Annotated in this window: 25 protein-coding genes; 23 read left to right on the plus strand and 2 right to left on the minus strand. The window is 32.3% G+C overall.

Annotated elements, in window-relative coordinates; genetic code table 11:
- The gene (sdaAA, locus tag RH915_RS00970; RefSeq protein ID WP_310477374.1) at positions 1-885 is read left to right on the plus strand and encodes an L-serine ammonia-lyase, iron-sulfur-dependent, subunit alpha; all 885 of its coding nucleotides are present in this window, start codon (positions 1-3) and stop codon (positions 883-885) included.
- 95 nt (positions 886-980) lie between these two features.
- Here sdaAA and RH915_RS00975 read toward each other — a convergent pair whose 3' ends face one another.
- Positions 981-2285 (minus strand): D-alanyl-D-alanine carboxypeptidase family protein, encoded by a 1305-nt coding sequence (locus RH915_RS00975; RefSeq protein ID WP_310477375.1) that lies wholly within the window; start codon positions 2283-2285, stop codon positions 981-983.
- Positions 2286-2438: 153 nt separating this feature from the next.
- On the opposite strand from RH915_RS00975, the gene RH915_RS00980 reads away from it, so the two are divergent.
- Positions 2439-3065 carry a helix-hairpin-helix domain-containing protein gene (locus RH915_RS00980; protein ID WP_310477376.1) on the plus strand — a complete coding sequence of 209 codons (627 nt, stop codon included), beginning with the start codon at positions 2439-2441 and terminating at the stop codon, positions 3063-3065.
- Positions 3066-3115: 50 nt separating this feature from the next.
- On the opposite strand, the gene RH915_RS00985 is transcribed toward RH915_RS00980, so the two are convergent.
- Complete coding sequence (locus RH915_RS00985) at positions 3116-3316, minus strand: DUF378 domain-containing protein (protein ID WP_310477377.1); 201 nt, start codon at positions 3314-3316, stop codon at positions 3116-3118.
- Positions 3317-3472: 156 nt separating this feature from the next.
- Between RH915_RS00985 and RH915_RS00990 the strand changes: the two genes are divergently transcribed.
- From RH915_RS00990 to aspS, 21 genes are all read left to right on the plus strand, one after another.
- Positions 3473-4108 (plus strand): hypothetical protein, encoded by a 636-nt coding sequence (locus RH915_RS00990; protein WP_310477378.1) that lies wholly within the window; start codon positions 3473-3475, stop codon positions 4106-4108.
- Positions 4109-4339: 231 nt separating this feature from the next.
- On the plus strand, positions 4340-4924 hold the full coding sequence (ruvA, locus tag RH915_RS00995; RefSeq protein WP_310477379.1) for a Holliday junction branch migration protein RuvA: 585 nt from the start codon (positions 4340-4342) through the stop codon (positions 4922-4924).
- Between the two features lie 20 nt (positions 4925-4944).
- Entirely contained in the window at positions 4945-5961 is a 1017-nt protein-coding gene (gene ruvB / locus RH915_RS01000; RefSeq protein ID WP_310477380.1) for a Holliday junction branch migration DNA helicase RuvB, read from the plus strand.
- Positions 5962-5966: 5 nt separating this feature from the next.
- Positions 5967-6182: a DUF2905 domain-containing protein gene (locus RH915_RS01005; RefSeq protein WP_310477381.1), complete on the plus strand. Its 216-nt coding sequence runs from the start codon at positions 5967-5969 to the stop codon at positions 6180-6182.
- A 103-nt stretch (positions 6183-6285) separates the two neighbouring features.
- A complete protein-coding gene (gene queA / locus RH915_RS01010; protein ID WP_310477383.1) occupies positions 6286-7311 on the plus strand; it encodes a tRNA preQ1(34) S-adenosylmethionine ribosyltransferase-isomerase QueA in 1026 nt (341 codons plus the stop codon).
- Between the two features lie 16 nt (positions 7312-7327).
- Complete coding sequence (gene tgt, locus RH915_RS01015) at positions 7328-8443, plus strand: tRNA guanosine(34) transglycosylase Tgt (RefSeq protein WP_310477384.1); 1116 nt, start codon at positions 7328-7330, stop codon at positions 8441-8443.
- Positions 8444-8593: 150 nt separating this feature from the next.
- Complete coding sequence (yajC, locus tag RH915_RS01020; RefSeq protein ID WP_310477387.1) at positions 8594-8866, plus strand: preprotein translocase subunit YajC; 273 nt, start codon at positions 8594-8596, stop codon at positions 8864-8866.
- 194 nt (positions 8867-9060) lie between these two features.
- Positions 9061-9456: a TIGR04086 family membrane protein gene (locus tag RH915_RS01025; RefSeq protein WP_310477389.1), complete on the plus strand. Its 396-nt coding sequence runs from the start codon at positions 9061-9063 to the stop codon at positions 9454-9456.
- 146 nt (positions 9457-9602) lie between these two features.
- Entirely contained in the window at positions 9603-9743 is a 141-nt protein-coding gene (gene scfA / locus RH915_RS01030; protein ID WP_310477391.1) for a six-cysteine ranthipeptide SCIFF, read from the plus strand.
- Positions 9744-9839: 96 nt separating this feature from the next.
- The gene (gene scfB / locus RH915_RS01035; RefSeq protein ID WP_310477392.1) at positions 9840-11189 is read left to right on the plus strand and encodes a thioether cross-link-forming SCIFF peptide maturase; all 1350 of its coding nucleotides are present in this window, start codon (positions 9840-9842) and stop codon (positions 11187-11189) included.
- 18 nt (positions 11190-11207) lie between these two features.
- Positions 11208-11711, plus strand: a complete 504-nt coding sequence (locus RH915_RS01040) for a gamma carbonic anhydrase family protein (protein WP_310477393.1) — start codon at positions 11208-11210, stop codon at positions 11709-11711.
- Between the two features lie 69 nt (positions 11712-11780).
- On the plus strand, positions 11781-13049 hold the full coding sequence (secD, locus tag RH915_RS01045) for a protein translocase subunit SecD (protein ID WP_310477394.1): 1269 nt from the start codon (positions 11781-11783) through the stop codon (positions 13047-13049).
- Positions 13030-13917, plus strand: coding sequence for a protein translocase subunit SecF (secF, locus tag RH915_RS01050; RefSeq protein WP_310477395.1), 888 nt, complete (start codon positions 13030-13032; stop codon positions 13915-13917). The genes secD and secF overlap by 20 nt, the downstream gene beginning before the upstream one ends.
- A gap of 71 nt (positions 13918-13988) precedes the next feature.
- Complete coding sequence (gene recJ / locus RH915_RS01055; protein ID WP_331618235.1) at positions 13989-15755, plus strand: single-stranded-DNA-specific exonuclease RecJ; 1767 nt, start codon at positions 13989-13991, stop codon at positions 15753-15755.
- Positions 15756-15883: 128 nt separating this feature from the next.
- Entirely contained in the window at positions 15884-16402 is a 519-nt protein-coding gene (locus RH915_RS01060) for an adenine phosphoribosyltransferase (RefSeq protein WP_310477396.1), read from the plus strand.
- Between the two features lie 63 nt (positions 16403-16465).
- Positions 16466-18640 carry a RelA/SpoT family protein gene (locus RH915_RS01065; RefSeq protein ID WP_310477397.1) on the plus strand — a complete coding sequence of 725 codons (2175 nt, stop codon included), beginning with the start codon at positions 16466-16468 and terminating at the stop codon, positions 18638-18640.
- Positions 18641-18655: 15 nt separating this feature from the next.
- A complete protein-coding gene (dtd, locus tag RH915_RS01070) occupies positions 18656-19105 on the plus strand; it encodes a D-aminoacyl-tRNA deacylase (RefSeq protein WP_310477398.1) in 450 nt (149 codons plus the stop codon).
- A 12-nt stretch (positions 19106-19117) separates the two neighbouring features.
- Entirely contained in the window at positions 19118-19738 is a 621-nt protein-coding gene (locus tag RH915_RS01075) for an MBL fold metallo-hydrolase (RefSeq protein ID WP_310477399.1), read from the plus strand.
- 126 nt (positions 19739-19864) lie between these two features.
- Positions 19865-21349: a coproporphyrinogen dehydrogenase HemZ gene (gene hemZ / locus RH915_RS01080; RefSeq protein ID WP_310477400.1), complete on the plus strand. Its 1485-nt coding sequence runs from the start codon at positions 19865-19867 to the stop codon at positions 21347-21349.
- Between the two features lie 3 nt (positions 21350-21352).
- Positions 21353-22624 (plus strand): histidine--tRNA ligase, encoded by a 1272-nt coding sequence (gene hisS, locus RH915_RS01085; protein WP_310477401.1) that lies wholly within the window; start codon positions 21353-21355, stop codon positions 22622-22624.
- A gap of 3 nt (positions 22625-22627) precedes the next feature.
- Positions 22628-24391, plus strand: a complete 1764-nt coding sequence (gene aspS / locus RH915_RS01090) for an aspartate--tRNA ligase (protein WP_310477402.1) — start codon at positions 22628-22630, stop codon at positions 24389-24391.
- The last annotated feature ends 17 nt before the right edge of the window (positions 24392-24408 follow it).

The raw sequence follows: 24408 nt of genomic DNA on the forward strand, positions 1-24408 counted from the left end.
ATGGATTTTACAACAGGAAAAGAGTTGCTTGAAGTTTGTAAAGTTTCAAATATGTCTATATCAGAGGTAATGCTTGAAAAAGAAGTAGCTTTAACAGAGAAGTCAAAAGTAGAAATAAGAAGTAAAGTTTATGAGAGTTTAAAAATAATGAAAAGTGCTATTCATGATGGATTACAAGGAGAAATGAAGTCAAATAGTGGTTTAATTGGTGGAGAAGCAAAGAAAGTTTTTGAAAGAAATGAAAACAACAAGTCAGTTTGCGGATCAATTATGAGTATAGCCATAAGTAGGTCAATGGCGGTACTCGAAGTAAATGCAGCAATGGGAAAAATAGTTGCAGCACCAACAGCTGGCTCATCTGGGATAATTCCAGGTGTATTAGTAACAATTGGAGAAGCCTTTGAAATTAGTGATGAAATATTAGTAGAAGGATTAATAGCTGCTAGCGCTATAGGACTAATTATTACTAGAAATGCAACAGTATCTGGTGCATCAGGTGGATGCCAAGCCGAAACTGGGTCAGCAGCAGCCATGGCTTCTGCTGCGATAGTTGAGCTAATGGGTGGAACACCCAAAGCAGCATTAGACGCTGCAGCGATTTGTATAAAAAATATGCTAGGATTAGTCTGCGATCCAATTGCTGGTTTAGTTGAGGCGCCTTGTCAAAAGAGAAATGCTATAGGAGCAGCTAACGCTTTAATTAGTGCTGAGATGGCTTTAGCAGGTGTTGAAAGTATTATCCCATTTGATGAAGTAGTAGATACAATGTATCGTGTCGGTAAGTGTATACCGGTAGAATTAAGAGAAACAGCAATGGGTGGCCTGGCAGCAACTCCAACTGGGAAAAAATTAATGAATGATATTTTAAAAAATAAACAAAAATAAAAATAATACTATTTAAATAGAAAATAACCTTCAAGATAAAGAACCATAAAGGAATCGTTTATTGAAGGTTATTTTTATTTTTGACCTTTATAAATTTACTTCAAAAGGTTTCTATTAATTTTGTAAGATCTTTTAAAATGGCTACTCAAGTATTTACGTTGCCTTTTTCTTTTCGATCTTAAAATAAATATAAAACATTGCCATAATAAAAATACACCAATTATAACTCTAAAAACATTATTATCTACTAATCTTTGAAAAAAAGGTTTCAAAGGAATAGCTTCCATTGCTAATAAATTAGTACTTATAATTTGGTTATTCTTTAAAAATCTAATTTCTCCAATTAGCTGTCCTTCTTCAATCGGTGCAATAAGATCTTCATTCAGCACTATTTGTTTTTCATAAGGAACTTCATGTGTGTTTATAGAAACGGCTGCCCATAAATCACTTTCAGGAAAGGCAGTTAAACTATTCGAGGTACCGTTCTTAATCATCAAATTATCAATTTGCTCTACTGAGCTCTTGTTTATTAAATTTAATAGCTTATAGTTATCAAAACCATAGTCTAATAAGGTTCTAGAATCAAGATATACGTTGGTACCTACTGTACCAAGAACGACAGAAATTAGTCTTTGATCTTCATTTACAGCAGAAGAAACAAGACAATTTCCAGCTTGACCAGTATACCCAGTTTTAATACCATCAACTTTATCGTATTTTATATCGATGTATTGCCCATTATATAATATTTGATGTGCGCCACCTGTTCCCCACAAGAAGCGATTAGTATTTCTGAAGTATCTAGTTTCAGGTGTTTGTTCAGTCGGGTCGAAGGTTAAACGTGTAGTATTTACTATTTCTCTAAATCTTTCATTTTCCATAGCGGACCTAGAAATTAGTGCTAGGTCGTAAGCAGTTGAAACATGATTGTCGTCAGGTAAACCATGAGGGTTAGTAAAATGACTATCAGAAGCACCAAGTTCTTCAGCACGTTGATTCATTAGATCAGCAAACGCTTCTACAGAGCCTGATATATGTGTTGCAAAAACTTCTGCTACATCGTTGGCAGAACGAATTAATAAAGCTTGAAGTAATTCATCTACTGTAAAGGTTTCACCTTTCTTTAAATACATGCTAGACCCGATAACAAATAAGTCTTCATCTACTGTAATATATTCATTTAAGTCTAAATTTTCTAAAACAATTAAAGCAGTCAGTACCTTTGTTGTACTAGCTGGATAAGCAGGAGTATGGGCATTTTTTTCATAGAGAATTTCACCCGTTTGATAATCCATTAAGATAGCATTAGGTGCGGTGATTTGTGGACTTGCAGAAACAGAAGAAGCAGTAATTATAATAAAAAGTAAAGTGGTTATAAAAGTAGTTAGTTTTATTTTCAAAATATCACCAATCTTTCTAAGTATATAAAAGATACATTATATAGTATATCAAAATTTAGAAAAAAAATTAATAAAAAATTATTACTAAAAAAAGGAAGTGCTAAAATATTTGTCGAATAAAAAAATAATAAATGAAAATCCAGGAGGAAACTCATGATTAATTTAACAAAAAAACATAAGCACATTATAGGTGGTATTGTAATATTGATTATAATTTGTTTTTTTATTAATGAGCAAGTAATAGAAAGGCGAAAAGTGTATGTGTTAAGTGAAATAGATGAAAATTCAAAAAAACAGGAAGAAATAATTATTGATGAAGAAAATAGCTCGCCAACTTTAAGTGAAGTCATTGACAATAATATGATCGTTCATGTTGAAGGAGCTGTAAAATTTCCGGGAGTATACGAATTAGCTGGATCTTCAAGAACGATAGATGCAATAGAAGCTGCAGGAGGACTACTTCAAAGTGCGGATAGGACAAGGGTAAACTTAGCCGAAAAGATTTATGACGAAGCATTTATTTACATTCCTATGTATGAAGAAGAAGTAGTAGTTCCTCTACATATTAACAATAGAAATGACAATTCTGGCTTAATAAATATAAATCATGCGACAAAAGAAGAATTACAAAGTCTTCCTGGAATAGGACCTGCTTTATCAGAAAGAATAGTTTCATATCGTGAACAACATGGTGAATTTTCTACATTGGAAGAATTGAAAAGCGTTAGTGGTATAGGAGAAAATAAGTACACTGAAGTTGAAAGCTTAATAACCCTCTAATAAAAAATATAGCGGATAAATAAATCCGCTATATATATTTTTTAAAATATCTATTCTTCAACAGAATTTCTTTCTCTAAACAATAAGGATATACAGTATGCACCAGAAATACCAACTAATGTATAAACTACTCTACTTAAAAGAGCAGACTGTCCTCCAAAAATCGATGCAACCAAATCAAATTGAAATAATCCAATAAGGCCCCAATTTAAAGCACCGATAATAACTAAAACTAAAGCAAGTCTATCCATATCAACGCCTCCAATTTTATTTTAATAAATTAGATGAAGCTTATATATAGTATGTTTCATTATTATAAATTAATACATATGACTAAATACTTTAGCTGAATAAAAAATATAGAAATGGTTAAAATAACCTCCTAAATAGATAAGGAGGATATTATCATGATGAGGAGAAGAAGAAATCGTTCTTTTTTTATTTCCTTTATTGTAATTGCAGTTCTTTTCACATCTCTAGGATATGGAATTGGTTATTATAGATTTGGAAGATCGATAAATAATAATATTAATAATGAGACAGCTGAACATTTAAAGACTGAAGAAAATATTGATACCAATGAAGATGATCAAGATAGTACAGATGAGCAAATAGTTACTAATATGGCAGAAAGTATAGATGAAAATACGAATTTAGTATTGCGTACAAGCTACTTGAGGTGTGGTTCTACACAAGAAGAAATGCTATTAGTTGAAAATAATATGATTGGATTAAAGGAAGAAGAACTTATAGTTTATTTTAAAAATATATATGATAGTTTTAGTATTGAATCGTTCTCAAAAGAAGAAGTTATCATATACAGAGAAGATAAAAATATTTGTCCAAACCATTTCTTAGTAACAGAAGAAAATGGATACATCATTGTCTATAAGTTTAACGAAAATGGTGAAAAGATAAAATTTAAAGAAACCCAAGCTTCAATAGCGAGGTTGCCACTAAAGGATCAATCGTTACTAAAAGAAGGCATTGTAAAAAGTTCAATAGATGAAGTTCATCAACTGTTAGAAGATTATAGTAGCTAATTTAATTAAACATTAAACTGCTTTAAAAAAGAGAGATAGCAAGGGCTAACTCTCTTTTTCTTGATTTTACACTTCATTGTGTTAAACTATTTATGATAATTTTAGTAAATGAGGAAATTCCATAATTATGTTTGACAAATTCGAAGCAGGAATATTTTTTATATATATTCGTCCAAATTTAATTATGCAATTTCCTAAATATTATTGGAAAAGGAATAATGAGGTGATGATTTGTTTGAATTCCTAAAAGGTAAAGTAACAGATATCTTTTTAGATAAAGTTATTTTAGAAGTAAATGGAATAGGATATCGGATTAACAGTACAATGAATAGTGCATCAAACTTAACAAGAAATGAAGATGTTTTAATGTATACATACCTCCAGGTTAGAGAAGACGAGTTAAATTTATATGGATTTGTGTCTAGGGATGAACTAGAAATGTTCAAAAAACTAATATCAGTCTCTAAAATTGGACCCAAAGTTGCTGCAACAATACTATCTACATATACTACAGTCCAGTTACGTGCATTCATAATTAATAAGGATATAGCTGCAGTATCAAAAACATCAGGAGTTGGAAAAAAAACTGCTGAAAGGATAATACTAGAATTAAAAGATAAGATTTCATTAGATGAATCAGAAACGACTCCAGAAAATGCAGTAATTTATAATGAAACAGATAAACACAAAGAAGTTTTAGAAGCACTTTTAGCTCTTGGATATTCGAAAAGTGAAATACATTCGATTGTAAAATCCCTTGATCAAGAGTTGTCAGTAGAAGAAATGATAAAATATGTACTTCAGCAGTTGATGTAATTAGATAAGAGGTGAACAGGATGACCTTTAATGAGGTAAGAGATGAACGTATAATAACCACATCTTCACGGGAAGAAGACAAGGATATTGAGAGTGGGCTTAGGCCAAAACAGCTAATAGACTATATTGGACAAGACAAGGCAAAAGAAAAGCTAAATATTTTTATTGAAGCTGCCCTTAAACGAAAAGAGCCTTTAGATCATGTGTTATTGTATGGACCACCAGGGCTAGGAAAAACAACTTTATCTAATATAATCGCACAGGAAATGAATGTAAATATTAAGATTACATCTGGTCCAGCTATTGAACGACCAGGAGACCTAGCTGCAATATTAACAAATTTGGCTGAAAATGATGTCTTGTTTATTGATGAAATACACAGATTAAATAGATCTTTAGAAGAAATACTCTACCCTGCAATGGAGGATTTTGCTCTCGATATTGTAATAGGTAAGGGAGCGAGTGCAAAGTCAATTAGATTGGAGCTTAATAAATTTACACTTATAGGAGCCACAACAAGAGCAGGACTGTTGACATCTCCACTTAGAGATAGATTTGGTGTCATATGTAAACTAGAACTATATAATTACAAGCAGTTGGGGCAAATTATAAAAAGATCCGCTAGAATACTGGATGTTAAAATTGACGAAGATGGTGCTAAAGAAATAGCACTTAGGTCCAGGGGGACGCCGCGTATTGCCAATAGACTACTCAAGAGAGTTAGAGATTTTGCCCAAGTTCGAGCTGATGGTAAAATATCAAAACAAGTTGCATGTGAAGCTTTGAACTTGTTAGAAGTAGATCCATTAGGACTTGACGTGGTTGATAAAAATATGATAGAGACAATAATTAATAATTTTAACGGTGGCCCAGTTGGGTTGGACACCTTATCTGCATCTACAGGAGAAGAAAGGACAACCATAGAAGATGTTTATGAACCGTATTTACTACAGATTGGTTTTATAAATAGAACGCCGAGAGGTAGAATAGTTACTGAAAAAGCATATAAACACTTCAATATTGCATGCAGGGAGTAAAGCCAATGGATACTTTAGCAAAAACAATTATTTTCATAGGAGTAATACTTATTGTAATAGGACTTTTAGTAATGGGAGGATCAAGATTTGGTTTAGGGAGGTTACCCGGGGATATTTTTTTAAAAAGGGGTAGACTTACAATTTATTTTCCTATCGTAACAAGTATTATTATAAGTATTATATTGAGTTTTTTACTCAATACTTTTTTTAGAAATCGTTAATACTAAATTAAGAAATGATTTAATATATAATACATAGCTAACTTACGAAAAGCAATCCAGTGAAAAAATGGAATTAATAAAAAACCAACTAAGGGAGAGTAACATGGAGACAAAAGACTTTGATTTTAAATTACCTGAAGAACTTATAGCGCAGCAACCATTATCTAAAAGAGATCATTCAAAATTAATGGTGCTTGATAAAAAAACAGGTGCAATTTCACATGATTATTTTTATAACATTTTAGACTATTTAAACCCAAATGATTGCTTGGTTCTGAACGATACAAGAGTTTTACCTGCCCGTCTTATCGGTTCTAAAAAAGATACCGGGGGAAAAATAGAATTTCTATTATTAAAACGAAAAGATTTAAACCAGTGGGAAACACTAGCTAAGCCCGGTAAAAGAGCTAAAGTAGGTACAAAATTTACATTTGGGGATGGTGTTTTAGAAGCTGAAGTAGTTGGTATAGGTGACGAAGGATCAAGAATCATTGAATTTAAATATGAAGGTGTTTTTGAAGAAATACTAGATGGACTAGGAAAAATGCCTTTGCCACCATATATAACGCAGGAATTAGAGGAGTCTGAACGCTATCAGACTGTCTATTCAAAACATACTGGTTCAGCAGCAGCTCCTACTGCAGGGTTACATTTTACAAATGAATTATTAAATAAAATTAAGGATAAAGGGGTACAGGTTATATATATAACTTTACATGTTGGATTAGGTACTTTTAGACCTGTAAAAGTTGAGAATATATTCGATCATAAAATGCATTCAGAATATTATTCCATTACAGAAGAAACAGCAAATATAATTAATAAATGCAAACAACAAGGCAATAAAGTTGTTGCTGTAGGGACAACTAGCTGTCGTACATTAGAGTCAGCAACTGACGATACAGGGAAAGTTTTAGCTAAAAATGGTTGGACAGATATATTTATATATCCTGGTTATCAATTTAAGGTATTAGATGGTTTAATTACTAACTTTCATCTGCCCGAATCAACTTTAATAATGTTAGTTAGTGCGTTGGCAGGAAAAGAAAAAACATTGAATGCTTATAAAGTAGCTGTAGAACAGGAATATAGATTTTTTAGCTTTGGAGATGCTATGATAATAAAGTAGAGAGGTAGGGTCATTAATGGCAATAAAATATGAACTAATAAAAGAATGTAAACAAAGTGGTGCTCGTTTAGGTAAAATTCATACACCCCATGGAATTATAGAAACACCAATATTTATGCCAGTAGGGACGCAGGCAACGGTTAAAACGATGACAAAAGAAGAATTAGAAGATATAAAGTCCCAGATAATTTTAAGTAATACATACCACTTATATTTAAGACCTGGCCATGAATTAATTAAGCAAGCTGGTGGTCTACATAAATTTATGAATTGGGATAAGCCAATATTAACAGACAGTGGCGGTTTTCAAGTATTTAGTTTAGGAGACATGCGTAAGATTAGAGAAGAGGGTGTTGAGTTCAGGTCACATTTAGATGGCTCAAAACACTTTATTAGTCCAGAAAAAGCAGTTGAGATTCAAAACGCCCTTGGATCAGACATTATGATGGTCTTTGATGAGTGTGCACCTTATCCTGCTGATAGAAAATATGTCTTAGACTCCCTTGAAAGAACAACTCGTTGGGCTAAAAGATGTAAAGAAGCCCATAATAATACGGCAAACCAAAGCTTATTTGGAATCATTCAAGGTGGAATGTATAATGACCTTAGAAAAATAAGTGCGGAACAAATTATAGATTTAGATTTTCCAGGATATGCAGTAGGGGGATTAAGTGTCGGGGAACCTAAACCATTAATGTACGAAGTATTAGAACACACTACACCATTAATGCCTAAAGACAAACCAAGATACTTAATGGGCGTAGGAAGTCCAGATTGTTTATTAGAAGGTGTAATAAGAGGGATAGATATGTTTGACTGTGTTTTACCTACAAGAATTGGTCGAAACGGGACTGCTATGACTTCACAAGGCAGAGTTGTTATAAAAAATGCAAAACATGTAGATGCATTTGAACCCTTAGATCCAGAATGTGGCTGTTATACATGTCAAAATTACTCTAAAGCTTATCTAAGACACTTAATTAAAGCAAATGAAGTTTTAGGATTAAGGTTAATGACTTATCATAATCTATATTTCTTACTAAAACTTATGGAAGAAGTTAGAGAAGCCATTAAAGAAGATCGATTATTAGATTATAAGAGAAATTTTTTTACTAAGTACGGTTATAACTAAATTTAACCACATGATCAGTAAATGAAGTACCCTCAGACAGTTATGAAAATATTTATAAAAAATTAATTGTGTAGTAAAATAGAGGAATTTAAAAATATTTATTGAATATAAAAATAGAGAGAAATTTTATATGCTAGGAGGAAATTTGAAATGCCAGCGGAGTTAACAGGTTTAATATTACCTATAGGGTTTTTAGCTTTCATTTACTTTCTTGTAATCAGACCACAACAAAAGAAAGAAAAGAAAGTAAGAGAAATGAGAAACAATTTAAAAGTAGGAGATTCAATTATTACAATTGGAGGGATCTACGGTAATATAGTAAAGATTAAAGAAGATTTAATTACCATAGAGGTAGGAGCAGATAAAACAAAGTTATCTGTTGCAAAGTGGGCTATTGGTAATATAACAACAGAAAATGAATAAAAAGTGATTGTATATAAAAAGCAATAGACAAACGAGTCTATTGCTTTTATATATGTATTACTATAATAGTAAAGGTTTACATTAAAATTATATAAAAACTTTAAAACTACAATAGTACTCGAATATTAGTCCATATAATGGAATATTTATTATTATAGAGAATATTAATAAATTAAATTATATGGAGGTGTAGAATGAATACACATGTTAAAAATTCACCTAAAAGTGCTTTAATAAAGACGTACGGTAAAGGGCTAATACGGTCTTATGTAGTATCCTTAATATTATTTCTAATAAGTGCTATTTTGGTCACATATACAGGGGTTTCAGAGCAAATGGTTCCAGCCTTAGTTTCCTGTGTTACAATTGTAAGTGTTGCTTATGCTTCAATTTATGTTTCAATACATTCAAAGAGTAAAGGCTGGGTCCATGGAGCAGTAGTTGGAATCTTATACATGATTGTTATAATACTTTTGAGTGCTATATTTATCCCTGAATTTGTTTTAGATCGGGTTGTTTACTACAAAATAGGAATATGCTGTGTATCCGGTGTAGTTGGTGGAATGATCGGTGTAAATGTAAGTTCATGATACAGTCTAAGCAAAAGGCGTAGGAGGTTAATTATGAAATGACTAAATGTAAAATATAATGCTTTTGAATAATTTTTCTTTCAATTTATGATAAATTTTGTTATAATTTGATATAGTTACATTTATAATGAAAGGAAGTAGGCATAATGAAACATATTAAAACGATAAGTGGGGCTACTTTAGCTAAGAGTGCATCAAAAGGTGGCTGTGGAGAGTGTCAAACCTCTTGTCAGTCTGCATGTAAAACATCATGTACTGTAGGAAATCAAGAGTGTGAGAACCAATAGAAAAATACATATTAAAACAGCAGCTTTTAAAAATCTGCTGTTTTTTTCATGGAGATAAATAATTAAGCGTATACAACGAAAGGAGAAAAGGACATAATGATTCATAAATTCACCTCAGATAATGTAAATGTAGTTATAGATGTTAATAGCGGGGCAGTACATGTAGTAGATAAAATAGTTCATGATCTATTAGACTACTATCCTAAACACAGCCAAGAAGAAATAATTGATAAAATAGGAAACCTATATTCAACAAAAGACATAAAAGAAGCAATAAATGAAATAGATACCTTGACTAAAGAGGGGTTACTCTTCAGTAAAGAGCGTTACATAGAGCATTTTGACAAACATAAAGGAGATCCAGTCATAAAAGCACTTTGCTTACATATTGCTCATGACTGTAATATACGATGTCAATATTGTTTTGCATCACAAGGAGACTTTGAGGGACAGAGAAGTTTTATGTCATCAGAAATCGGGAAAAAAGCAATTGATTTCTTATTAGAAAATTCAGGCTCTAGAAGAAATTTAGAAGTTGATTTTTTTGGAGGAGAGCCACTAATGAACTTTAATGTTGTAAAAGAGATTGTTGATTATGGTAAAGCCAAAGAACAACAATATAATAAAAATATTAGATTCACTATTACAACAAATGGACTTTTACTGGATGATGAAAATATGGACTACATAAACAATCAAATGCACAATGTTGTCTTAAGCTTAGATGGTAGAAAAGAAACAAATGATAAGATGAGATACACAATAAATGGTGGTGGTACATATGATCACATTGTTCCTAAGCTACAAAAGATGGTGAAACTTAGAAAAGGTAAAAATTACTATGTTAGAGGAACTTTTACAAAGCACAATAAAAATTTTGCTCAAGATGTTCTCCATTTAGCAGATCTAGGGTTCCAAAATATATCAGTAGAACCTGTTGTAGCTGGTCCAGAGCATGACTATGCAATTGCTAAAGAAGATTTACAATTAATTAATGATCAGTACGATTATTTAGCGAAAGAAATGACCAAACGTAATGGAAGCAAATCAGCCTTTAATTTTTTTCATTTTAATATAGATCTTAATCAAGGTCCTTGTGTAATCAAAAGGTTGCTAGGCTGCGGTGCCGGAGCAGAATATCTAGCTGTTACCCCTGAAGGTGATTTATATCCTTGTCATCAATTTGTAGGAAATAAAAAATTCCTGATAGGTAATATTATAGATAGTAGCGTTGATACGACCTTATATAATTATTTTCAAGAAGCGAATGTATACAACAAAGAAAAATGCGACGAATGTTGGGCAAAGTTCTATTGTAGTGGTGGCTGTCATGCTAATGCATACAATTTCAATGATGATATATACAAGCCCTATGACATTGGTTGTGAAATGGAGAAAAAAAGAATTGAGTGCGCTATTATGATCAAGGCGAAAGAAGCAAACTAAAATAAGGAGGAAATTCAAATGATTAAAGAGTATAAAGGTAAAAAACCAATTATTAATGATAGTTGCTTTACTGCGGATTCCGCGGATATTATAGGAGATATAGTTATTGGTGAACATTCAAGTGTTTGGTATAACGCTGTTTTGAGAGGCGACGCAAATCAAATAAAAATAGGTAGAAATACAAATATACAGGATAACACAGTCGTACACGTTAGTGATATTTATCAAACAGAAGTTGGTGACAATGTAACAATTGGCCATAGTGCAATTATTCATGCGTGTAAAATTGGTGATGACACATTAATCGGTATGGGCGCAATTATTTTAGATGGTTCAGAAGTGGGTAGTCAAACAATTATTGGTGCAGGAAGTCTAGTACCTCAAGGAAAAAAAATACCTTCAGGAGTTTTGGCTGTTGGTTCACCGGCAAAAATAATAAGAGAATTAACAGAGGATGAGAAAAAGTCTTTACTAAAATCAGCACAAGAGTATGTCCAATATGCTGAAAACCATAAAAAGTAGTATTTTATTGACTACAATACAGCAAAACATTTATAATGAAAGATATGAATTTAGTTGGGGGGAAGAAGTATGAGAATAAAAAATCTAGCAATATTTCTGCTAATAATTATAGTAGCAGGATTATCAACTTTTACTGCATTTAATGGATTACGAATAGGGGAATTTGAAATTAGCCCTATAAGTGAGGTCGCAAACTTGGGACTTGATCTTAAGGGTGGTGTTTTTGTTGTATACGAAGCAGATACAGATGCTACAGGTCGAGAATTAGACGAGCAGATTACTCAAACTATTGAAGTTTTTAGACGACGTGTTGATTCAATGGGCCTAACAGAACCTTCCATAGTAAGAGAGGGAGATAACAGAATTCGTGTAGAATTACCCGGTGTAGAAGATGCTCAAGAAGCACTAGATATGATAGGTAGAACTGCTCAATTGCAATTTTTAACACCAGAGGGCGATGTTATACTAACTGGGGGAAATGTAAGAAGATCAGAAGTAACCTATATAAAAGGACAAGCTAATCCGGTTGTTAATCTTGAGTTTGATAGTGAAGGAACTAGAAACTTTGCAGAAGCAACAGAAGAATTTTTAGGCCAAAGCATATTCATTGTTCTTGATGATGAAGTAATTTCAGACCCCACAATTCGAACAGTTATATCGAATGGAGTGGGTCATATAGATGGTGGCTATACCGTTGAGGAAGCATCAACCTTAGCATCTTTAATACGTGCCGGGGCATTACCAGTGGAACTAGAAGAAGTTAGGTCATCCACTGTAACTGCTTCTTTAGGGGTAAATGCACTACAAAGTAGTGTAAGAGCGGCTCTAATAGGGATAGTTCTTGTACTATTATTTATGTTAATAGTTTATGTGATACCAGGTTTTATAGCAAATATAGCTTTGATTTTCTATATCCTTTTTGTTGTTGGTATTATGGTTGTTCTAAATGCTACTTGGACATTACCAGGGATTGCAGCACTAATACTATCTGTAGGTATGGCAGTAGATGCAAATGTAATTATTTTTGAGCGTATAAAAGAAGAAATAAGACTAGGTAAGACGATTAGATCATCAATAGATGCAGGATTTAAAAGAGCCTTTAGAGCAATACTTGATTCAAATGTTACCACGCTTATTGCAGGCGTTGTATTATATCAATTTGGAACAGGCCCAATTAGAGGTTTTGCAATTACACTAATGATTGGTATTGTAGTAAGTTTATTTACAGCAATTGTTATAACAAGGTTCTTATTAAAACTTACAGTAAATATGAACTTGACAAACAATATAAGATACTTTGGGGTACAGGGGGGATCATATGAAAATAATAGAAAATAGAAAAATATGGTTTACGATATCAAGCATCATTATTGTACTCGGGTTAGTTATGACAGCACTATTCGGCATGAATGTTGGTATAGATTTTAGTGGTGGGACAGAACTTCAAATAGAGTTCGATCAACCAGTTGAAATAGATGAAATTCGTCAAGTAACCGATAACTTTGATCCTAATGCAAATATAAATTTTATTGGACCGGAGAGAACAATTGTACAAATTCAAACAGTGGATAATTTAGACAGTGAGGCAAGACAAGAAGTATTTAATGATTTTAAAGAGCAGTATGAACACCTAGACCAAGCAAAAGACTTCAATGCAGATTTTATTGGTCCAAGAGTAGGTAGAGAAATAAGAAATAGAGCATTACTTGCAATGCTTATATCTGCCATTGGTATGCTGCTTTATATCTCTTATAGATTTGAATTGCGTTTTGGTCTTGCAGCAATAGCCGCTTTAATACATGACCTATTAGTTGTCCTAGCAATATATGCAATTTTTAGAATACCATTAAATATATCCTTTGTTGCTGCAATGCTTACTGTACTAGGTTACTCTATAAACGATACAATTGTCGTATTTGATAGAATTCGAGAAAACACTCGTTTTATAAAAAAATCGAATTATGAGGAGATAGCTAATAATAGTATTTCTCAAACGATTACTCGTTCTATTAATACATCAATCACAACATTACTAACCATAGGAGCACTCTTTATTATTGCGCCACAAATCCGAGAATTAACTCTTCCGTTAATTGCAGGGGTTCTAAGTGGAACATACTCTTCAATATTTATAGCAAGTCCAGTATGGGTAATGTTAAAGGAAAGACAGAAACAAAAGAAAACAGGTTATACTCCAAAAAACTAAGAAAAACAATATAGGCAGCTTAGGCTGCCTTTTTCTAATACTGCTACAACAAATTAGTTAGGGGGAGAATTTTGCATAAATGGTTATTGAAAAATATAGTAGCTGACTACGATAAGATTAGTAAAAAATTAAATATAAGCACTACTATGTGTAGGCTATTATTTAATCGTAATATTAGAGATTACAATCAAATAGTTACTTTCCTTAGTCCTACTTTAGATAAATTACACAATCCAAGAAAGATGAAAGACATAGAAAAAGGGTCAAGTATTATATTAGATGCAATTGTTCATCATAAAAAGATAAGAATTAGTAGTGATTATGACTCAGATGGTGTAGTAAGTTTAACCGTATTATTAATTGCACTTCAAAGGTGCGGTGCAGATGTAGACTATGTTATTCCAGATAGAGTAAAAGATGGTTATGGGATAAATGAAAGAATAGTTACAGAAGCTAAGAAAGATGGTATTGATGTAATATTGACATGCGATAATGGCATAGCCGCTGTTGAATCAATACAACTAGCTAAAGACTTAGGGTTAAAAGTGATAGTAACAGATCACCATGATGTTCCATTTCAAGAAGATGAAAAGGGTAATAAGACTTATATTTTGCCACCAGCAGATGCGATTATTAATCCAAAACGATCTGATTGCAGTTATAAGTTTGACAAGCTTTGTGGTGCAGGTGTAGCATTAAAACTGATACAAGTTGTTTTTGATGAACTAAATATACCGCAAATTGAAGCATACCAATTATTACAATTTGTTGCAATAGCAACAGTTTGTGATGTAGTGGATTTAGTTGATGAAAATCGTATTATAGTAGATGAAGGGTTAAAACATATAAATAGTACAAGTAATATTGGTCTGCGTGCACTTATAGAAGCAACAGGATTAGATGAAAAAAAAATAGGTACTTACGAACTGGGTTTTAAATTAGGACCATGTATAAATGCATCCGGAAGGCTTGAAAGTGCAGAAATTGCTACAGAATTATTTATGACCAAAAGCCCTGAAAAAGCAAAAGAATATGCAAAGAAATTATATGAACTTAATGAACAAAGAAAAGAAATTACAGTACAAGGGATTGACTCCGTTATCAAGTCTATAGAAAGTTCTAGCATATGTAATGATAAAGTTATTGTTGTATATGAACCTACGATACATGAAAGTATTGCAGGTATTGTTGCAGGTAGAATAAAAGAAAAGTACAATAAACCAACTGTTATATTAACCAACTCGAATGATTTAATAAAAGGTTCTGGTCGATCCATAGAAGTATATAACATGTTTGAGGAGCTATCAAAATGTAAAGATATACTTGTGAAATTTGGTGGTCATCCCATGGCAGCTGGGTTATCATTAGAAAAATCCAATATAGACTTGTTAAGAAATAAATTAAATAATGCAGTAACATTAACAGATAATGACTTAATTCCTACGTTGAAATTAGACCTACAATTAGATATTAATGAAATTAATTACATGTTAATAGAAGAATTAAAGGAACTTGAACCTTTTGGAAAAGCAAATCCAAGACCTATTTTTGGAGCGAAAAATATTAAGGTAATTCAAGCAAATGTTTTAGGAAAAAATAAGAATGTAATAAAGTTAAAGTTTCAATTAAAAGGAAGAGGATATATTGAGGCGATCTATTTTGGCGAAATAACTGAGTTTGAAAATCTCATAAGGAAAAAAATAGGAGAAAAAGCGGTTGCAAAATTGCATGATGGTGGGATTACAACGGACATATTAATAGATATAGCATATAGACCAGAGATCAATGAATTTCGTGGCAATAAAAAGATCCAACTTATTATTGATAATTTTAAATAAATATTAAAAATATTCAAAAAACTATTGTAAAATATAAAACAATAACCTGTACAAATGTTGATAAACTTTGATGAAAAATATATAATTAGTATTGTATATTTTGACATAAGAATGAGGAGGAAACAATAATGAATTTAAAACCAAAAATAAGAGAGATACAAGACTTTCCTAAGGAAGGGATTAATTATAAAGATATTACACCATTACTTAAAGACAAAGAAGCATTTAAATACACGATAGATACAATATCTGAACAGTTAAAAGATCTTGATGTTGATGTAATTGTAGGCCCAGAGTCAAGAGGTTTCTTGTTTGGGACACCCGTAGCCTATAATATAGGTGCAGCCTTTGTACCCATAAGAAAACCTGGAAAGTTACCTTCAGAAACATTGAAATATGAATATGAACTAGAATATGGCACAGATACACTAGAAATACACAGAGATTCAATAAAAAAAGGACAAAGAGTTGCAATAGTAGATGATTTACTTGCTACAGGAGGTACGGTGCTAGCAACAGCAAAATTAATTGAACAACTTGGTGGAGAAGTTGTATCAATGAACTTTTTAATAGAATTAGACTTTTTAAATGGTAGAAAGTTATTAACAAACTATAATATTTCATCTTTACTTAAATACGATAAATAAATCAAAATATTGTAGAAAATATAATGATTGCGTAAAGATGCTATTGAAAAGAGTGATTAAATTATGATTGACAATCTTATAGCAATGATAGAATCGTATAATCCAAATTGTGATGTTGATTTGATAATAAAAGCTTACAATTTTTCTGAAAATGCTCATGAAGGACAAATGAGAAAGTCAGGTGAGCGTTTTTTTACCCATCCTATAGAAGTAGCTAAAATATTAATTCAACTTCAGCTTGATAGCAGTACAATTGCAGCAGGGTTATTACATGATGTCATTGAAGATACTAGCCATACATATAACGAAATTAGTCAGGAGTTTTCGGAAGAAGTTGCACAACTAGTAGATGGTGTTACTAAATTAACCCGACTAACATTTGATTCGAAAGAAGAGCGGCAAGCCGAAAATCTAAGAAAAATGTTTATTGCTATGGCAAAAGATATACGAGTTATCTTAATTAAACTAGCAGATAGACTTCATAATATGAGAACTCTTAAGTTTCAGAGCGATGAGAAAAAGAAAGAAAAAGCCTTAGAGACATTAGAAATATTTGCTCCAATTGCAAATAGGCTTGGTATTTTTAAAATAAAGTGGGAATTAGAAGATCTTTGCCTGCGTTATATAGACGCAGAAGGCTATTACGATCTAGTTGAAAAGGTTGCACAAAAAAGAAAAGACAGAGAGCAATTTATTACTGATGTAATCTCACAATTAGAAAATCGGCTCGATGAGTTTAATATAACTAATGAAATATCAGGTAGACCTAAACACTTTTACAGTATATATAGAAAAATGAAATATCAAGGAAAATCCTTTGATGAAATTTTTGATTTTTTAGCCGTAAGAATACTAGTAAATTCCATCAAAGATTGCTACGGTGTATTAGGAGTTGTGCATACCCTATGGAAGCCCATACCAGGCCGATTTAAAGACTATATCGCCATGCCTAAACCTAACATGTATCAGTCATTACATACAACTGTAATAGGCCCAAAAGGGGAACCCTTTGAAATACAAATCAGAACATACGAAATGCATCATATATCTGAATATGGTATTGCTGCTCACTGGAAATATAAAGAGAGTAAGCCTCACGCACCAAGTATGGAAATGGATGACAAATTAGTTTGGTTAAGACAAATGCTTGAATGGGAAAAAGAAACGAAAGACCCAAAAGAGTTTATGGAATCATTGAAAATTGATTTATTTACAAATGAGGTTTTTGTTTTTACACCGAAAGGAAAAGTTATTAACTTACCATTGGGATCAACTCCAATTGACTTTGCCTACAAAATTCATTCTGATATTGGAAATAAGTGCGTAGGTGCAAAGGTTGACGGCAGGATTGTTCCATTAGACTATAAACTGAAAAATGGGAACATTATAGAAGTCTTAACATCTACGAATAGTAATGGCCCAAGTCGTGATTGGTTAAAGGTAGTTAAAAGCTCTCAAGCTAATGCTCGTATAAAACAATGGTTTAAAAAAGAGCGTCGAGAAGAAAACCTTATTAAAGGTAAAGAGATGGTCGAAAAAGAAATACGACGAAAAGGCATTACGGTTACAGAATCTTCTTTAAATAGAATGCTTAATAGTATTTCAAAGAAGCTTAGTTTAAGTAACGAAGAAGATCTATATGCTACAATTGGTTATGGGGGAATTACACTAAACCAAGTAATTCCTAAAATTAGAGAACAAATTAAAAAAGAAATGCCCAAGGAAGAACAAGAAAAAGAAATTATTGAACCCCTGATTAAAAACAATAACACTGATAAAAAGAAAAATAAAGGTCAAGGGGTTACTGTTAAAGGCATCGATAATATAATGGTTAGATTTGCACGTTGCTGTAATCCAGTACCTGGGGATGATATCATGGGATATATTACTCGTGGGAGAGGGGTCTCTATTCATAGAAAAGACTGCCCTAGTTTACATGAAAGTGCAGAAACCGTCGAACGTTTTATAGAAGTTAACTGGGATAGTACGAAGCCTATTGCCTTTAATGTAGAGTTACAGGTTAAGGCGACAGATAGAAAAGGATTACTTTCTGAGCTGACAAAAATACTGTCTGATGCAAGGGTGACAGTGAGTTCTTTAAATGCAAGAACGAATAAAGAAAAAATAGCTTTATTAAATCTTGTTTTAGAAATAAATGATACTGAAGACCTAAATAAAATTATGACCAAATTTAAAAATGTTAAAGGCGTAATAGATGTATTTAGAGTATTAACATAAGTCGGAGGAATAGATATGAGGGCGGTTGTTCAAAGAATTAGTCAAGGAAAAGTCGAAGTTGATCATAAAGTTACAGGTCAAATACATAAGGGGTTATTAGTCTATCTAGGAATATCAGAGGAAGATACAATAGATGATATAAAATATATGATAGAAAAAATAACAAATCTAAGAATTTTTGAAGATGATGATGAAAAGCTTAACTTATCTGTGAAAGATGTAGGCGGCAAATTATTAATTGTATCACAATTTACATTGATGGGAGATTGTCGTAAAGGAAGACGACCTAATTTTTCAAATGCTGCTAAACCGGAATTTGCGAAAAAATTATATAATCTTTTTATTGAAGCATGCCAAAAAGTAGGGATAGAAGTTCAGACCGGAGTATTTCAAGCTCATATGATGGTACATTCAACTAATGACGGACCAGTTACAATAATGATCGATAGTAAAAAAACATTTTAGGAGGAATCTTTGATGATTTTTGAAAGTTTAGTAGTGGGTACTTATGGTGTTAACACTTATATATTAGCAGATGATGTTACTAAAGAAGGCGTTGTTTTTGATCCAGGTGGAGAAGCACAGAGAATTCTTGAAATAATTAAAAAAAATAATATAACAGTAAAATATATTATTTTAACCCATGCACATGGAGATCACATTGGTGCATTAGAAGCATTAAAAGACTACACAGGTGCAGATGTATTAATTAACAAAGAAGATGAAAACATGCTAAAAAATAAACGTATGAATTTATCAGATCTTATTGGTGGCAACGGAATAGAGATGTCTCCAGATGGGTATTTAGTAGATGGTGGAACGATAAAATTAGGAAGCCTTGAGCTAAATATTATTCATACACCTGGTCACTCAAAGGGTGGCACATGTATTTTAATTGACAATATTTTAATAACAGGAGATACCTTATTTGCAGGCTCAATAGGAAGAACAGATTTAGAAGGTGGTAACTATGATCAACTTATCCAATCAATAAAGACAAAACTTATGGTTCTAGACGATAAAATAACTGTATTACCAGGACATGGGCCAGCATCAACTATCGGATCAGAAAGAGTCTCAAATCCTTTTTTAAAGTAACTAAAATTATGCTGTGACTCTCAGAAGTTATTCTGAGAGTTGTCATTTTTAGCACTGCTGGAAGTAAGGTAGTAGATAGTTCAAATGTGTTTTTATAATATGAAAATTAAAATAAGAGGTAGTAAAATGGTACAACTAAAAATTATAGGCCACAGTCATATATATGAAGTTAAGGAATTGCTAAAAACCTTTTATAATTCTAGTGAATTTAACGTATTAGAGCCTGAAATGGATCAGGTAACTAGCAAGTTATCTCAAGACACCAATGAAGTTTTAAGCATAGTGAAAAGAGTTGAGAATCAAAAACAGGTTATAACAAAAATAAATGATGATACCATTGAGAATATTGTAGAGTCCTTTACTGTAACTGACAATACCTTAGAAGAGAAACGTAAAGAAATAAAAAGTATTAAAAGAGGCATTTATCTGATTTTAAAAAAACTAACTAAAAAAACAGTACCTTGGGGCATATTAACAGGTATTCGTCCAACAAAGATTGTACATGAATTGTTTTCACAAAATAAAGATGAGCTTGAAATAAGCTATATTCTAAAAAATGAATATTTAGTTAACGACAATAAGGTACAGTTGTTAATAGATGTTGCTAAAGTTGAGAACAAATATGTATATCCAATTGATGCAAATAAAATTAGTATTTACATTAGCATTCCTTTTTGCCCAACACGGTGCACCTACTGTTCATTTCCATCAAATCCTATCAATAGATGGGATCATAAAACAGATGCTTATATTGCTGCATTGTGTAAAGAGATAGAAATGACATCTAAAGTTGGAGGAATACAAGATAAAATAATAGAGAGTCTCTATATAGGTGGCGGAACACCAAGCACATTAAATCTAGAACAAATCACAAGATTGTTCAACTGTTTAGAAAAAAGTTTCATATTAGATAATGTCAAAGAAATAACTTTTGAAGCTGGGCGTCCAGAAACCATTACATTAGACAAATTGAAACTCCTTAAAAAGTTAAAAGTTAATCGTCTAAGTATAAATCCTCAAACGATGAATAATTGCACATTAGAAACAATTGGTCGAAACCACACATCAGAACAAATTGTTCAAGCATATAAATTAGCTTTAGAAGTAGGTTTTGACAATATTAATATGGATGTTATAATTGGCCTGCCTAATGAAACTGTAGAAATAGTAGAACAAACTATGAACGGTATTAAAAAATTATCACCGACCAACATAACGGTTCATACCCTAGCAATAAAAAATACATCCGATCTGAAGCAATACGATTATTCTAAGGAAAAATCAAGTGATAAAATCATAGATATGATCTCGTTAACCAGTCAATGTGCGAAAGAGATGGATCTAAAGCCTTACTATATGTACCGCCAAAAGCATATGGTTGGCAATCTCGAAAATGTAGGTTATAGTAAAGAAGGTTATGAATGCATTTATAATATTCAAATGATAGAAGAAAAACAGACAATAATTGCATTAGGTGCAGGAGCTATTACTAAAGTTGTTTCCCAAAAAGAGAACAGGTTTGAAAGGGTTCCTAATGTAAAAAATCTAGAGCATTATATAGACCGAGTAGAAGAAATGGTAGAAAGAAAAAGAAAAGCATTGGAGGAATAGAGCATGATAACAAAGGCACCAAGAGGTACTCATGATGTATTACCAAGTGATGTATATAAATGGAATTATATAGAAAACATAGCTAAAAGCGTAGCAGAGAAATATGGTTTTAAAGAAATGAGAACACCTGTTTTTGAACATACTGAACTTTTTGAAAGAGGTATTGGTGAAACAACAGATGTAGTTGAAAAAGAGATGTACACTTTTGAAGATAAAGGAAAAAGAAGTATTACATTAAAACCTGAAGGGACGGCATCCGTAGTAAGAACCTTTATAGAGCATAAACTATACGCCGATAGTCAGCCCACAAAGTTATTTTACATAACACCAGTTTTTAGATATGAAAAACCTCAAGCAGGAAGGTACAGAGAGCACCATCAATTTGGAGTAGAGGTTTTTGGCGCATCAAATCCTTCAATTGATGCAGAAGTAATAAATTTAGCCATGACCATCTATCAAAGCTTGGGGATAAAACAATTAGAGCTAAGGATTAATAATATTGGCTGTCCAATTTGTAGAGAAGCGTACCATAAAGAGCTAAAGAACTATCTATCAGAAAAAGTTAATAATCTTTGTACAACCTGTCTAAGTAGATATGACCGTAATCCTATGAGAATTATTGACTGTAAAGTGGATAAATGTCAAGAACAACTTACTGAAGTACCACTTATGATAGATCATATATGTGATGAGTGTCATGATCATTTCAACGAGCTGAAAAAATACTTGGAAGCATTAGAGATTAACTATACTGTAGACCCTAAAATTGTAAGAGGTTTAGATTACTATACTAAAACTGCTTTCGAAATTATAACCGAAGAAGCTGGGAAAAAGGGAACATTATGTGGTGGTGGTCGATATGATAAACTTGTTGAGGACTGCGGTGGACCTAAGACTCCAGGAGTTGGATTTGGAATGGGATTAGAACGGGCTCTATTATCTTTAGAAAATCAGCAAATTGATATACCTAAACCCAAAAATACAGATGCTTTTATTGTTACAATGGGTGAATCAGCTTCATTAGTAGGGTTCAAACTTTTAAAAATGATGAGAGACCAATCGATAAAAGCAGATCAAAATCATGTAACACGAAGTGTAAAAGCCCAGTTTAAATATGCAGATAAATTAAGTGCGACATATACGATTGTAATTGGCGATGAAGAAGTAAATAATAATGTCGTTTTATTAAAAAATATGCTTACTGGTGAACAAGAACAAGTTAGTTATGATGATGTTGTTAATATTCTTAAGGAAAGACTTATTGAAGGGGAGTAGATTATGAAGAGGACGCATATGTGTGGTACACTAAATAACGAAAATATCGGTGACATTATAACCATAAGTGGATGGGTACAAAAAAGAAGAGATTTAGGTGGATTAATATTCGTTGATCTAAGAGACCGCTCTGGAATTGTACAAGTAGTATATGATACTGATGTTTCAAAAGATGCTTTTGAACTAGCCGAACAACTTGGATCAGAGTACGTTATAACAGTTACAGGAAAAGTTCATAAGAGAGAGTCTATCAATCCAAATATGCCTACGGGACAGATTGAAGTGTTTGCAACTGATATGACTATACTGAACAAATCAGAAACACCACCAATTTATATAAAAGATGATGATGATGTATCAGAAAATCTAAGATTAAAGTATCGGTATTTAGATTTAAGAAAACCATCTATGCAAAAAAACCTAATGATGCGTCATAAAGTGGGTAACACCATTAGAAACTTTTTAACTGAAGAAGGCTTCATAGAAATAGAAACGCCAATGCTAACAAAAACCACACCTGAAGGCGCGAGAGACTATTTAGTGCCAAGTAGAGTGAACCCAGGTAATTTTTATGCGTTGCCTCAATCTCCACAACTTTTCAAACAATTACTCATGGTTTCGGGCATGGATCGATACTTTCAAATTGTGAAATGCTTTAGAGATGAAGACTTACGAGCAGACCGGCAGCCAGAGTTTACTCAAATAGACTGTGAATTATCCTTTGTAGATACAGAAGATGTAATCGAAATAAACGAAAAACTAATAAAAAAAGTATTTAAAGACACCCTAGATGTAGACATTCAATTACCATTTAAACGACTAACATATGAAGAAGCTATGCGTCGTTATGGGTCAGATAAACCGGACACACGTTTTGGGTATGAATTAGTTGATGTTTCTGAACTAGTAAAGGAAAGTAACTTTAAAGTATTCTCTTCAACTGTTGAAAGCGGTGGAAGTGTTCAGTGTATTAATATTGAAAATCAGGCAGATAAATTTAGCCGAAAAGATATACAATCTTTAGAAGAATATGTTAAAAACTATGGTGCAAAAGGGTTAGCTTGGATGAAAGTAACAGAATCAGGAGTGAATTCACCTATAGCTAAGTTTTTCAATGAAGAAGAAGTAAATGAACTATTGAAGTTAACAAGTAGTACAGAGGGAGATTTACTTTTGTTTGTAGCAGATAAGCTACCAGTTGTACACGATGCTTTAGGACATTTAAGGCTTGAAGTTGCAAAAAGATTAGACATATTAAATCCACAGGAGTATAATCTACTATGGGTTACTGAGTTTCCACTACTTGAGTATGATGAGGAAGAAAAAAGATACGTAGCAAAACATCATCCTTTTACTTCTCCAATGGATGAAGATATTGATTTACTTGAAACAGAGCCAGGCAAAGTTAGAGCTAAAGCTTATGATATTGTCTTAAACGGACATGAAATAGGTGGCGGCAGCATGCGAATCTACTCATCGGAATTACAACAAAAAATGTTTAGTGTACTAGGTTTTACAAAAGAAGAATCTTGGGAAAAGTTTGGTTTCCTAATGGAAGCTTTTAAATATGGAACACCACCTCATGGTGGAATTGCATTTGGTTTTGATAGATTAGTAATGCTGTTAAGTGGTGAAGAAAATATACGACAAGTAATAGCATTCCCTAAAAATCAGAATGCAATTTGTCCTTTGACAAATGCACCTTCAAATCCTGATTTAAAGCAATTAGATGATTTGAAAATTAGCGTTAAAAACGAACAACATTGATAAATGTCGAAAAGTAT

Source organism: Serpentinicella sp. ANB-PHB4 (assembly GCF_031432315.1).
Lineage (GTDB): Bacteria > Bacillota > Clostridia > Peptostreptococcales > Natronincolaceae > Serpentinicella.

Excerpts from the sequence above, each read along its gene's own strand:
- secD (WP_310477394.1), top strand. The coding sequence starts at position 11,781 with ATGAGAATAAAAAATCTAGCAATATTTCTGCTAATAATTATAGTAGCA.
- secF (WP_310477395.1), top strand. The coding sequence starts at position 13,030 with ATGAAAATAATAGAAAATAGAAAAATATGGTTTACGATATCAAGCATC.
- RH915_RS00980 (WP_310477376.1), top strand. The coding sequence starts at position 2,439 with ATGATTAATTTAACAAAAAAACATAAGCACATTATAGGTGGTATTGTA.
- hisS (WP_310477401.1), top strand. The coding sequence starts at position 21,353 with ATGATAACAAAGGCACCAAGAGGTACTCATGATGTATTACCAAGTGAT.
- RH915_RS01025 (WP_310477389.1), top strand. The coding sequence starts at position 9,061 with ATGAATACACATGTTAAAAATTCACCTAAAAGTGCTTTAATAAAGACG.
- RH915_RS00985 (WP_310477377.1), bottom strand. The coding sequence starts at position 3,316 with ATGGATAGACTTGCTTTAGTTTTAGTTATTATCGGTGCTTTAAATTGG.
- RH915_RS00990 (WP_310477378.1), top strand. The coding sequence starts at position 3,473 with ATGATGAGGAGAAGAAGAAATCGTTCTTTTTTTATTTCCTTTATTGTA.
- queA (WP_310477383.1), top strand. The coding sequence starts at position 6,286 with ATGGAGACAAAAGACTTTGATTTTAAATTACCTGAAGAACTTATAGCG.
- RH915_RS01060 (WP_310477396.1), top strand. The coding sequence starts at position 15,884 with ATGAATTTAAAACCAAAAATAAGAGAGATACAAGACTTTCCTAAGGAA.
- RH915_RS01075 (WP_310477399.1), top strand. The coding sequence starts at position 19,118 with ATGATTTTTGAAAGTTTAGTAGTGGGTACTTATGGTGTTAACACTTAT.
- aspS (WP_310477402.1), top strand. The coding sequence starts at position 22,628 with ATGAAGAGGACGCATATGTGTGGTACACTAAATAACGAAAATATCGGT.
- sdaAA (WP_310477374.1), top strand. The coding sequence starts at position 1 with ATGGATTTTACAACAGGAAAAGAGTTGCTTGAAGTTTGTAAAGTTTCA.
- RH915_RS01005 (WP_310477381.1), top strand. The coding sequence starts at position 5,967 with ATGGATACTTTAGCAAAAACAATTATTTTCATAGGAGTAATACTTATT.
- hemZ (WP_310477400.1), top strand. The coding sequence starts at position 19,865 with ATGGTACAACTAAAAATTATAGGCCACAGTCATATATATGAAGTTAAG.
- dtd (WP_310477398.1), top strand. The coding sequence starts at position 18,656 with ATGAGGGCGGTTGTTCAAAGAATTAGTCAAGGAAAAGTCGAAGTTGAT.
- scfA (WP_310477391.1), top strand. The coding sequence starts at position 9,603 with ATGAAACATATTAAAACGATAAGTGGGGCTACTTTAGCTAAGAGTGCA.
- RH915_RS01065 (WP_310477397.1), top strand. The coding sequence starts at position 16,466 with ATGATTGACAATCTTATAGCAATGATAGAATCGTATAATCCAAATTGT.
- scfB (WP_310477392.1), top strand. The coding sequence starts at position 9,840 with ATGATTCATAAATTCACCTCAGATAATGTAAATGTAGTTATAGATGTT.
- tgt (WP_310477384.1), top strand. The coding sequence starts at position 7,328 with ATGGCAATAAAATATGAACTAATAAAAGAATGTAAACAAAGTGGTGCT.
- yajC (WP_310477387.1), top strand. The coding sequence starts at position 8,594 with ATGCCAGCGGAGTTAACAGGTTTAATATTACCTATAGGGTTTTTAGCT.
- RH915_RS01040 (WP_310477393.1), top strand. The coding sequence starts at position 11,208 with ATGATTAAAGAGTATAAAGGTAAAAAACCAATTATTAATGATAGTTGC.
- ruvB (WP_310477380.1), top strand. The coding sequence starts at position 4,945 with ATGACCTTTAATGAGGTAAGAGATGAACGTATAATAACCACATCTTCA.